The sequence below is a fragment of the Acetobacterium wieringae genome (genome assembly GCF_026646375.1).
GTDB classification, from domain to species: Bacteria; Bacillota; Clostridia; order Eubacteriales; family Eubacteriaceae; genus Acetobacterium; species Acetobacterium wieringae_A.
Genome location: NZ_JAIPPU010000009.1, coordinates 89,371 through 101,304 on the forward strand (window position 1 = coordinate 89,371; position 11,934 = coordinate 101,304).

The following is an 11,934-nucleotide window of genomic DNA, read 5'->3' on the forward strand; positions in this document are numbered from 1 at the left end:
ATAGATGAGTTTATTATATACCGACGAACAAAAAGCACTGATTGCATTAGTAAAAGAAATGGCCGAAAATGAAATTAAGCCCCACGTTCAGGAACTGGATGAAAAAGGCGAATGCCCGAAAGATTTATTTAAATGGGCCTTTGATATGGGTCTGCATATGCTGGAAATTCCTGAAGAATATGGTGGAACAGGTTTAAGCTATGAAACCACGGCGATGATTTTTGAAGAATTGGCAAAAGTTGATGCCGGTTATGCGATTACGCTGGTGACAACCTTTGTTGCCTTAAGAAATGTAATCCTTTCCGGGACGCCGGAACAGGGAAAATATTTTGCCGATATTATCGGAAAAGGTAATTTTGCCGCGTTTGCCCTGACGGAACCAAATGCGGGTTCCGATCCGGCGGCCTTGCGTGGTACCGCAGTAAAAGATGGGGATGACTATATTTTAAATGCCGCCAAGACCTTTATTACCAATGGGGAAATAGCTGCGTTGTTTGTCGGATTTTTCAAAACGGATCCAGCCGCCGGCCATAAAGGGATTTCAGCCTTTATCGTTGACGCGGATGCTGCCGGGATCACTATTGGCAAGCATGAAAATAAAATGGGGTTACGGTTATCAAATACGACCGATGTAACCTTTGAAAATGTTCGTGTACCGGCATCCAGCATGGTCGGACCGGAAGGATCTGGTTTTAAACTGGCACTGAATGCGCTGAATTTATCTCGGGCGTTTGTGGCGACTATGGCGGTGGGCATTATGCAACGGGCCTTGGATGAATCGGTTAAATATGCAAAAGAGCGAAAACAATTCGGACAGCCAATCATCAAATTTCAGATGGTTCAGCAGATGCTTGCCGATATGGCGATAAAAACGGAAGCATCCCGCGTACTGGTCAATAACACGATGCGCATGATGGATAATGGTAGTCTGGTCAGAAAAGAAGGCTCAATCACGAAAACATTTGTATCCGATTGTGCTCAGGAAGTGACCTCCAATGCGGTGCAAATTTTCGGTGGATATGGATACAGCAAGGAATATCCGGTGGAAAAGCTGATGCGTGACTGCAAAATATTCCAGATATTTGAAGGCGCCAACCAGATTCAAAGACTGACCATTGCCAATGAATTAGAAAGAGAATACAAGTAAGGAGGAGTGAAAATGAATATTGTTGTTTGTGTAAAACAGGTTCCGGATACAACTGAAATTAGAATTGATCCAGTAAAAAACACCCTGATTCGCCAAGGTGTTCCCAGTATCATGAACCCCTTTGATAAGAATGCCCTGGAAGAAGCGCTGCAGTTAAAAGAGCAGTATGGCGGAGCGGTTACCGTTATTTCGATGGGACCGGAACAGGCCAAAGCGACATTAAGAGAAGCCTTGTCCATGGGAGCCGATAAAGCCTATCTGGTAACCGACCGGTCATTCGGCGGATCAGACACCTATGCAACCAGCTATATTTTAGCTAAAGTGATTGAAAAATTGGGACCGTTTGATGTGATTTTGGGTGGCAAACAGGCGATTGATGGCGACACCGGACAAACTGCCCCCAGTATTGCAGAACATTTGGGGATTGCCAGATTGACGCATGTGTTAAGTATAAAAATTGAAGGCAATAAGTGTATTGTTGAACGGGAAATTGAAGAAGGGGTAGAAATTGTAGAAGCAAAACTGCCAATTCTCTGTACCGCCACAAAAGAAACCAATAAGCCAAGATATGCGACCATTAAAGGGAAGATTGATTCATTAAAAGCGGAGATCGAAAATATTACGCTGGCCGACCTACCGGATATAGATGTCACTAAAATTGGTTTAAAGGGATCGCCAACTCGGGTAAAATCGACCTTTACACCGAAGCGTCAGTCCTGTTGTGAAATGCTCGAGATCATTAATCCCCGGGAAACCGCACGGATGCTGTTTGGCAAACTGGCAGATGCAAAAATATTATAAGAGGAGGGCTTAAAAATGGACTTAAAACAATATCAGGACGTATGGGTGTTCGTTGAGTGTTTTCAGGGACAACCCAAAGATGTTGGTTTCGAGTTGCTGGGTCAGGGACGATTATTGGCTGATGCCTTGAAACAAAAATTATGTGCCGTCGTGATCGGCAAAGATGTGGATGAAGGAATAAAAGGCGCCACCGCGTATGGGGCCGATATTATCTATGCGGTTCAGGGAAACGAATACGCCAACTATTCTTCAGATGCCTATGGTTATGCATTTTTAGAATTATGTGCTAGATATCATCCCAATACCATCCTTATCGGGGCAACCGCCAATGGACGGGATTTGGGTTCAAAATTGGCGATTTGTCTGAATACTGGACTAACTGCAGATTGCACCGCGCTAAGTGTTGAAGAGGAAACGGGAAATGTTGTCTGGGAACGGCCAGCTTTTGGGGGAAACCTCTATGCCCGCATTTTGTGCAGCGAAACCAGACCACAGATGGGGACCGTCAGACCTGGCGCTTTCAAGAAACCGGAAAAATTTCAGAATCGCCAACCGGTAATGATCCGGGAAGTTATCCATACAAAAGAAGAAGATATCCTGACCAAGGTAATTGATTTTATTAAAGCGAATGATGAAGCCGGCGTTAAGCTGGAAGAGGCAGAATATATTGTTTCCGGTGGCCGGGGTCTAAAAGGTCCGGAAAACTTTGCAATGCTTCAGGAATTGGCAGATCTTCTCGGCGGAACCGTCGGCGCATCCCGGGCATCGGTTGATGCGGGCTGGATTCCGCAAACCAAACAGGTTGGTCAGACAGGCAAAACAGTTTCTCCAAAAGTATACATTGCCTGTGGGATTTCCGGTGCTGTTCAGCATTTAGCCGGAATGACCGAATCCGATACCATTATTGCGATTAACAAAGATGCAACGGCGCCAATTTTTGATGTTGCCGACTATGGAATTGTTGGCGATGTTTTTGAAATGGTTCCGGCTATGATCAAAGAAATCCGGGTTTCAAGAAATCTAAATTAAATATTGAAAGGAAATTCCGATGAGTAATGGAAAAAAAGCAAATGTGCAGATGGTAGATGCCGGTGGAGCGGCAGCGGTACCACTGGATTTAAGCGGAAAAAAAACAAACGTACGATGGATCGTGGCGATTGTCCTGGCCCTTTCTTTCATGGCGATGTTTATGGGAAGAACTGTCTTTTCAGTTTCTGGAAAAGCGATTATGGAACAGTATGGTTGGACATCTGCTCAGTTTGGCTATGCTTCCACCGCATTCTTTATTGGTTACATGATTACAATGGTGCCTTCGGGATCAATTGCGGATAAATATGGTGCAACAAAGGTATTGATTATCAGTTTGCTTTTATCTGGGGTGTTTACATTCTTTACCCCGATTATCGGGGTATCGATGTTTTTGATGATTCTGATTCGGATTCTGGAAGGTGCGGCTCAGGGTTGTATTGTTCCGGGAGCGATGTCAAATTTAGGAAAATGGTTCCCCAAAAAAGAATTTGGTGTGGCATCGGCGCTTGTTCAGGCTGGATGTCCATTGGGGTCGGCGCTTAATATGTACATCGCCGCAGCGATGCTGCCAATGATCGGTTGGAAAAACTTATTTTATGTGTACGCGATCATTTTTCCAGTCTGGTGTATTATTTGGGTGCTGGTCGGGAAATCTTCGCCAAAAGAACATAAGAAAGTGAATCAGCAAGAAATCGATTGGATTGAACAGTGGCCGGAAGGTCAGGAAAACACAAAAAAAGTGATTCTGGCAAAAGCGGATATTTTCAAAACTCCGGCAGTCTGGTTAATGTGTTTATCTTATGGATGTGCCGTTTATATGTACTTTTTTGCGACCACATGGCTGCCAAATTATTTTACAATCGGGCGGGGAATGAGCATCAGCGCCGGGGCAATGCCCTATATCGTCGGTTTCTTTGCGTATTTTATCGGTGGCTTTATTGCCGATGGGGCCTCAAAGAAATTGGGTGATAAGATCGGCCGAAAATTGGTACAGGTGATTGGAATGATCGGAGCGGCAGTGTTTATTTTTGTTGGCGCCAATGCGACTGATCCAACCTTTGTCATTGCCGCTGTTTCCATATCCTATGGGTTTCTTTGTCTGACAATGGGCGGCTATTATTCAGTGGCTTCAGCCATTTGTCCCGCCAATATTGGTGTATATTCCGGTTTAGCCGGGATTATCGGCGCTATCGCCGGTGTTTTGGCACCAACAGTAACAGGCCTCGTTGTTGACGCGGGACTGAATGCCGGTGCCAGTAATGCAGTCGCCTACGGCTACGCTTTGTGGGTTTGCGCGGCCGTTTGTATTGTTGGATCTGTATTGGCGCTTGTCGCTAAACTTGACCCGATAAAACCGCGAAATGCATAAGATCAGTCAGATCTAAAAAGCCGGATGAAAAAGCAGTACTGCCGTCATTCGGAACAGCAGTACTGTTTTTAGGCTGATGTTTTGTATGCTCTTCTGAAACAAAAGGAGTGAAAGAAGAATGAAAATAAATAGACATCAAAAGGATTTGTATGAAAAATTGAACTACTGGGGAAAAGAAACCCTTTTGGATTACTGGAATATGAATGTTGCAGAAAATGGGAGCCGAGAATATGTCGTGGATGATCTGGGTAACCGTTTCTCATACCGTGAGGTCGACCGCCAAGCGGATATTCTTGCCGGTTATTTACAGAAAGCAGGAATGGTGTGTGGTGATGTGGTATCGTTTCAATTGCCGGTCTGGAGTGAATTTGTGATCATTACCATTGCTTGCCTGAAAGTCGGTGCCGTTGTTAACCCCATCGGGATGTGTTATCGGGGGAAAGAACTCGAATACCTTTTAAATCTGTCACAGACAAAAATATTTTTTTGTCCAACCTGGCATCACAAAACAAACTATGAAGTGATGATTCAGCGGGCTGTAAAGAATTGCAACAAGCTCCGACATGTCATCCTGCTGGACAATTGGAAAAAAAAGTCTGGCAATACCATCACCATGAGAGAAATTTTAAGGGATCATTCAGGGCCGGTATATAAATGTGAGAATGAGAAAAAAATTGACAGCAATGATTTAGCGGTCATTCTTTATACCTCCGGGACAACCGGTGGGATAAAAGGGGTAATGCTGACGCATAACAATATTATTTTCAGCGAAAAGTATTTTAACACAGCGCTGAGGCTGACAAAAGATGATATTATGTTTATGCCAGCACCACTTAATCATGCGACCGGTTTTCATCATGGCATTATTGCACCCATGCTGATTGGAGCAAAAGTGGTACTCCAGAGTAAATTTGAAAGTGATAAGGCGATTGAACTGATTAATCGTGAACAATGTACCTATTCGATGGGGTCGACACCGTTTATTTATGATATTCTTAATGAAATAAAAAATGGGGCAGAGCAGCTGGAGACACTTAAATTTTATCTCTGTGGCGGAGCCCCTATACCAGGGGATATGGTAAGATGTGCGGATCAATACGGCATTCAATTATGCGAGGTTTATGGCTCAACGGAAAGTGTACCGCATGTGTTTGTCAGACCGGAGGAAACGATCACCCTTAACGGCAGAACATCGGGTCGGCCGATGGAAGGGATTGAGGTCCGAATTGTCGATGAAAACAGACAGGACGTGCCCCCGGGTACCATTGGCGAGGAAGCCTCACGCGGGCCAAATGTTTTTGTTGGCTATTTAAATGATCTGGCAGCGACTGAAAAAGCGCTGGATGACGACGGCTGGTTTTACAGTGGGGATCTGTGCGTTGCAGATGAACAGGGCAATATTAAGGTAATCGGAAGGAAAAAGGACATTATTGTCAGAGGGGGCGAAAACCTCAATACAAATTATATTAGTGAATATGTTTCAAAACATCCTAATATTATTGATCAGGCAGTGATTGCGATGCCGGACGAACGTCTTGGTGAAAGAATTTGTGCCTACGTGGTACTAAAAAGGGGCAAAGAAGGGCTGGATTTAAGAAAACTTCAGTGTTATATGCAAAAGAAAAATATACCGAAACGGTATTGGCCGGAGCGGTTGGAAATAATTGAGGCGATTCCAAGGACCGATAGTGGAAAAGTAAATAAAAATATCCTGAGAGATGATTTAAAAAAACGCATGCAGGTATCGGAGGGTTTGGATTGCAGGAGCAGAAATTTGGCATAAAAAGATCCCGGGAAACAACAAAACCAGCGGTAATGTGTCCCGAAATACATTTTTATAAGTGTGACAGTTGTAATAGCGTGATTCAGATCATTAGCGATCAAACTGAGGCGTTTACATATTGTTGTGATAGCAGGATAAAACGGCTGGAACCGATTGACTCGGGCGAAATCAATAAGACGGTGGCCATTAATTATCGGATTATCGGGGGATATAACGACAATGCCGTTGAAGTTAGTTGGCAGGTTTTTGAAAAAAGGGAAACGGTTGAGTGGGTATATATTAAAACGTTTACAGGCGGGCAGCTAAAATATGTCACAAATCCGCGTAAGTCTTCTTTTATATTTGCCCTGGCGGATGAAGATGCCTATGTCTATTGTGATGAAGATCCCTGTCTGGAATGTACATTTCGCTGTAAACGCGGGTTTGAAATTTTTGTGTACCTGAAAAATAGCGGATTGATAAAATTGCCCATCGAGCGAATGCAGGCAAGCTGGTAATTATTCAGGCAAGTGACACTCATTTTCCAGGACGTAATTGATAAATGATTTGACATGTAAAGTCTGATAACTTCCCGTTTTGATGACGAGATAGATAAGCCGGGCATCAGGTGGAATATCCAGTTTAATCATTTTTAAATCTTGAAACTGATGTAAGAACGGCGTACGGGCGGTGATGGCGGCATTATCCGTTGTGGCGATTACGCCACCGATTGAGATTTCATCATCATACGCATAGAGTGCTTTCAGGCGATTTTGTTTGAGGTAATAGCCGATTGTTTTTCCGATGGGCAGACTTCGACGATAGGTGATCAGTTTATAACCGGAAAGTTCTTCCAGACGGATTGAGCTTTTTTCGGCCAGCGGATGTTTGGTATTAACAAGTAGAATGAGTTCCTGAGCCATTATGGGATGAAATTGGAGATCGGGTTTATTCTCAACATAGGAGCAGAGACCGACATCATATTTTTCGGATTCGAGACCTTCAATTATTTCAAGGGTCATGCCGTGAAAGATGTTAAAGCGCGTTTTATCATCAATGGATCGCAGATAGCCATTGATGGCTTTTGGGAGAAAATCCCCGGCGAGTGTTGGAATACAACCCAGATCGACGACACCACCATATAACCCGGCGCGGACCTTGGCTTTTTCGATACCTTTTTCGAGTTCGGCTAATGATGAACAGACATAGCGGTAAAATTCCTTGCCGTATTTTGATAATTTGATATTCCGGCCATGACGTTGAAACAAGGCGATACCCAGTTCATCTTCAAGCGATGCAATAGCACCACTTAAACTGGGCTGGGTAATGAATAATTCTTTTGATGCCTGAGTATAATGCTCTAATTCGGCTAATTTTTTGAAATAATAAAGTTGATTAAGATTCACGATAACCCCCATGAGACAGCATTTTAATCACGAAAATAGCGGATAAAAGATAAAATGAATCACAGCAGAAGAACAAAACATTTAAATTTCTATGACATCCTATCATAGAAATAAAAAGTATTCCAGAGAAAATGACCAGGAATTTAAACGTTTAATTAAAATTTCAGTTAAAGTAGAAAGGGAAAAAGCATGAGTCCTAGTATCGGGAATAAAAGATGGAAGATCGTATTTATGTTGACGGTTTGTTACATAGTTTTATATATGGATCGGTCGTGCATGTCCATGGCCGGACCTGCAATGATGAAATATTTCAATTGGAATGCCACTCAATTCGGTTTGGTTTCTACCGCTTTTTTCATTGGTTATGCCTGTACTCAACTATTGGGGGGATGGTTGGCTGATCGTTTTGGCGGGGGTAAAATTGTCATGTTTGGAGCACTGTGGTGGTCTGTTTTTGTTTTTTTAACGCCGTTTGGAGCTACCCTGGGACTGATGATTGCAATACGGATTTTCATGGGAATGGGTGAAGGTGTGTCATTGCCGGCAATGTCTACGATTATTGCCCAATGGATTCCAAAAAAAGAATCAGGTTTGGCGTGGGGCGTCAGCATCATGGGCGTTTCCATCGGGATTGCCCTGGCCATGCCGATTTCAGCCGGGATAATCAATACCTGGGGATGGGAAATGGTATTTCATATCTTTGCTTTTCTGGCACCGGTTTGGGTAATTATCTGGTGGAAATTCGGAAAAGACAAGCCGGAAGATTGTTTGACGGTCAGTCCGGAAGAACTAAAATACATCCGTTCAGATCAGGAGCTTCAAATTGATCATTCCGGGAAGGCGGTCAACTTAACAACAAAAGATATTTTTTCGACACCGTCGGTATGGACTGGTGCGATCTCATTTTTCTGTACCAATTATCTGTTTTATTTATTCATGACCTGGTTACCCACCTATTTTGTCAAAGGGCGGGGTTTTGAAATGAATACCAGCGCGATCTACACCATGATGCCCTACATGGTTGCAACGGTAACCTATCCGCTGGGAGGGTGGCTGGCAGATCGAGCGGCCAGTAAATTTGGTCATAATCTGGGCAGAAAGCTGTTTCCGTTGTTGGGCATGGTCGGAGCTGGGATTTTACTGATATTGGGATCACGGGCTGCAACATCAGTGGCAGCGGTGGCTTTTATCTCAGCATCGAATGGCTTGCTCTGTCTGACAATGGGCGGGTATTATTCCATGCCAATCGTGTTTTCGCCAAAGAACGCGGGAAAAATCACCGGGCTTTATGCAACCTGTGCAACCATTGGTGGGATTGTTGCGCCCTTGCTAACAGGAATTGTAGTGGATCATTACGGCTATAACTATGCATTGTATTTGGGTGCCGGGATATCGATAACCGGAGCGATAATTTTATTGACCAGTCAGGTTCGGCCAATCGTTCCGATTTCAGAGCGGCAAAGGGATAAGCAACAGATCGTTACCGAGAACGAATAAATACAAGCGCCCATATCAATGAATGGTTTGGATTAACTATTCATTGATATGGGCGCTTTAAATATGATGCTATTTGACAAAAATCATAGGAAAAGATTTTGAAATATTATATCGTCAGATCGATATGTTGAATGGTGCCGGCCGAACCGTTTTCGTTTAAATAGATCCCGGTACGCTGGAGTTGGCCGTTGGTCTGATTATTGGCCCCTTTAAGCGAAAAGCTGGTACTGACGTTGCCCAGATAAATGGCACCGACTCCTTTTTGACCCAGAGCCATCAAAACATCGTTGCCAGTGGCATCTTTGGACCAGATTTGCAATTTGTCATAAATGGCATCATTTTCATCGATCCAGTTATTGCCATCGCTATCATACTTGGCCAGATCGTCAAAACCGTTGCCGCTTTGCGGCCCGAAAAGTTCACTACCGTCATTAATGGTGCCGTCTCCATTGAGATCCAGAGCCAGAAAGCCGCTGCCGGGACCGACAAAGGAAATCTGATCGAGGGTGCCGTTAGCGTCAATATCAAAGGCGTATTTTTGCTCAGTGAGAGAGGCACTGCCAGTTCCGAAATTGATGACCAGCGGGTCGACTTGAACGGGTTCATTGCCAGCTTTTATATCCAGGTTGGACTGGGAGATAAATTCCCGGCTGAGATTTAATTGCAGATCGATATTAATCTCTCGGCCATCGGCAGTTGTCACTGAAGCCTGGGCCTGAAATGACGTGTTCTGGGATTCATAGTGAGTGACACTCTGATGGTATTCAAAGCCGTCACTGGCAGGAACGCTGTTGCGGGTTTGCGCACCGGCTAAACCCTGAGCCCATCCGGTAGCAGCACTCAGCAGCGAACGTCGGGTGGAATAGGCATTCTGAATCGCCTGATTCATTTTGGGGTCTTCCAGCGTGGCTTTTTGGGGCATCACAAATCTGATTTTTTTCTTGGTCAGTGCCTCAATCATCCGCTTTAGTAAGGTTAACTGTTGTTCTTCTTTGCTCGTCAGGGAGGGTGTTTCATCCTCTTCTGCGGTGGCCGACGATATCGGGGCCTGGTCGTTTAACTGTAGATTTTTAGCCGCTTCCGATATTTCAAGGGTATCCATTCCCTTGGCAGTAGCTATGGTTATGGTTGCTGTTTTAGAGTTGCCCTGAGCATCCCAGGTTCGCAACGATTCAACTGATTTCGTTGCTTCCTTATAACTGCTTTGGCTTGCCATCGTAACGCTTGAACTTTCGATTTTCATAAATCCACCTCCATGTTTTTACGAAATGATTACGCCCCCAAAAGACGCAATCCGCTAACATGGATATCGACCAATCAAGAAAAAAGATAAGCAAAAATTGATCAAAAAACGAATAAAGTTGATTAGTTCTCAGCGTGGAGGGTCACGGTTTGGCCATCCAGAATCATATTGGTGGTGCGCACGGCACACATTTTTCCGCACATTGAGCAGCTATGTTTTTCTTCAGTGGGAGTGCTTTCATAATAAGCTTGGGCCTTTTCGCCGTCAATGGCCAGCGCAAACATGGTCTCCCAGTCAATCTGGCGCCGGGCATCGGACATTTTATTATCCCAGTCTCGGGCGGAGGGAATGCCCTTTGCAATGTCGGCGGCGTGCGCGGCAATCTTGGTAGCAATGATGCCGTCTTTGACGTCATTGATATCGGGCAGTCGCAAATGTTCGGCTGGCGTCACATAACAAAGAAAATCGGCACCGTTGGCAGCAGCGATGGCACCGCCAATGGCGGCGGTAATGTGGTCATAGCCCGGAGCCACATCGGTGACCAGCGGACCGAGGACATAGAAAGGCGCGTTGTGACACAGCTTTTTCTGAATCACCATATTGGCGGCAATCTCGTTGATGCCCATATGGCCGGGGCCTTCAACCATGACCTGAACGTCCTTGGCCCAGGCCCGTTTGGTCAGATGACCCAGTTCAATCAGTTCACTGAGCTGCGAAGCATCAGAGCTGTCGTCAATACAGCCGGGGCGCAGGGCATCCCCTAAACTGATGGTGACATCAAACTCCCGGAGAATTTCTAAAAACTCGTCGTAATATTCATAAAAGGGATTCTCGTTGCCGGTCATTTCCATCCATGCAAAGATCAGCGAGCCGCCCCGGGAGACAATATTGGTGCGTCGCCCAGATCGTTTAAAGGCTTCCACCGCCCGCTTATTGATTCCAGCGTGGATGGTCATAAAGTCCACACCTTCTTCGGCATGGGCCCGAACCACCCGCATAAAATCCTGGGCGGTAATCGCCTGCAGATCTTTTTCCAGGTAGCCGATGGCATCGTACATCGGAACGGTGCCGATCATTGCTGGCGACAGTTCAATCAGTTGTTTTCGAAAGGTGTTGGTTTTGCCATAGTTACTTAAATCCATAATCGCTTCGGCCCCAAATTTCAGGGACAGTCTGACCTTTTCCAGCTCCAGTGTATAATCGTTACAATCCCCTGAGACCCCCAGATTGACATTGATTTTGGTTTTTAGACCAGTACCGATGCCTTCCGGCGACAGGGTGAGATGTCGGACATTGGCCGGGATGGCAACCTGACCACTGGCGACCAAAGCCATCAGTTTGGTTACATCGAGACCTTCTTTTTGGGCCACGGTTTTCATTTCCGGGGTGATAAGCCCCTTTTTTGCCGCCTCCATTTGGGTTTGGTAATTTTTCACAAGCGTTTCCTTTCTGATTTAAAATCTGGGGTAATAAAAAAGTGCCTTCCATAATAGGAAAGCACTGAACGTACGTATTAGAAATTAAGCCAAAACGCCTTGCATCCCTACGTTAGTATTAACTAACAGGTTCAAAGGGTCAGGTTTTAACCTTCTCAACAATAAGTCCCCCCGCAAAATATATTTAATTGTCAGCATTATATCATGAAAAATGAAAATGTCAAGATGAAAGAGCCGATCGGAT

Annotated in this window: 10 protein-coding genes and 1 riboswitch; of the genes, 7 read left to right on the forward strand and 3 right to left on the reverse strand. The window is 44.8% G+C overall.

Annotated features, from left to right (window positions below):
- The first annotated feature begins 4 nt into the window (after positions 1 to 4).
- The 6 genes from Q7P33_RS09790 to Q7P33_RS09815 all read left to right on the forward strand — a co-directional run bounded on the left by Q7P33_RS09790 (position 5) and on the right by Q7P33_RS09815 (position 6,626).
- Positions 5 to 1,147: an acyl-CoA dehydrogenase family protein gene (locus Q7P33_RS09790; protein WP_303869849.1), complete on the forward strand. Its 1,143-nt coding sequence runs from the start codon at positions 5 to 7 to the stop codon at positions 1,145 to 1,147.
- Positions 1,148 to 1,159: 12 nt separating this feature from the next.
- Positions 1,160 to 1,948: an electron transfer flavoprotein subunit beta/FixA family protein gene (locus Q7P33_RS09795; protein ID WP_303869852.1), complete on the forward strand. Its 789-nt coding sequence runs from the start codon at positions 1,160 to 1,162 to the stop codon at positions 1,946 to 1,948.
- A gap of 15 nt (positions 1,949 to 1,963) precedes the next feature.
- Positions 1,964 to 2,977, forward strand: coding sequence for an electron transfer flavoprotein subunit alpha/FixB family protein (locus tag Q7P33_RS09800; protein WP_303869856.1), 1,014 nt, complete (start codon positions 1,964 to 1,966; stop codon positions 2,975 to 2,977).
- Positions 2,978 to 2,996: 19 nt separating this feature from the next.
- On the forward strand, positions 2,997 to 4,346 hold the full coding sequence (locus Q7P33_RS09805) for an MFS transporter (protein WP_303869858.1): 1,350 nt from the start codon (positions 2,997 to 2,999) through the stop codon (positions 4,344 to 4,346).
- 118 nt (positions 4,347 to 4,464) lie between these two features.
- Positions 4,465 to 6,129, forward strand: coding sequence for a medium-chain fatty-acid--CoA ligase (gene fadK / locus Q7P33_RS09810; protein ID WP_303869860.1), 1,665 nt, complete (start codon positions 4,465 to 4,467; stop codon positions 6,127 to 6,129).
- Between the two features lie 77 nt (positions 6,130 to 6,206).
- A complete protein-coding gene (locus Q7P33_RS09815) occupies positions 6,207 to 6,626 on the forward strand; it encodes a hypothetical protein (protein ID WP_303869862.1) in 420 nt (139 codons plus the stop codon).
- Here the strand turns inward: Q7P33_RS09815 and Q7P33_RS09820 are convergent, their stop codons facing one another.
- Positions 6,627 to 7,514, reverse strand: coding sequence for a LysR family transcriptional regulator (locus Q7P33_RS09820; protein ID WP_303869864.1), 888 nt, complete (start codon positions 7,512 to 7,514; stop codon positions 6,627 to 6,629).
- 189 nt (positions 7,515 to 7,703) lie between these two features.
- On the opposite strand from Q7P33_RS09820, the gene Q7P33_RS09825 reads away from it, so the two are divergent.
- Positions 7,704 to 9,011, forward strand: coding sequence for an MFS transporter (locus Q7P33_RS09825; RefSeq protein ID WP_303869865.1), 1,308 nt, complete (start codon positions 7,704 to 7,706; stop codon positions 9,009 to 9,011).
- Positions 9,012 to 9,117: 106 nt separating this feature from the next.
- Here the strand turns inward: Q7P33_RS09825 and Q7P33_RS09830 are convergent, their stop codons facing one another.
- On the reverse strand, positions 9,118 to 10,254 hold the full coding sequence (locus tag Q7P33_RS09830; protein ID WP_303869867.1) for a hypothetical protein: 1,137 nt from the start codon (positions 10,252 to 10,254) through the stop codon (positions 9,118 to 9,120).
- A gap of 122 nt (positions 10,255 to 10,376) precedes the next feature.
- The gene (gene thiC / locus Q7P33_RS09835; RefSeq protein ID WP_303869967.1) at positions 10,377 to 11,669 is read right to left on the reverse strand and encodes a phosphomethylpyrimidine synthase ThiC; all 1,293 of its coding nucleotides are present in this window, start codon (positions 11,667 to 11,669) and stop codon (positions 10,377 to 10,379) included.
- Positions 11,670 to 11,776: 107 nt separating this feature from the next.
- A riboswitch (TPP riboswitch) is annotated at positions 11,777 to 11,873 on the reverse strand.
- Positions 11,874 to 11,934 lie beyond the last annotated feature (61 nt).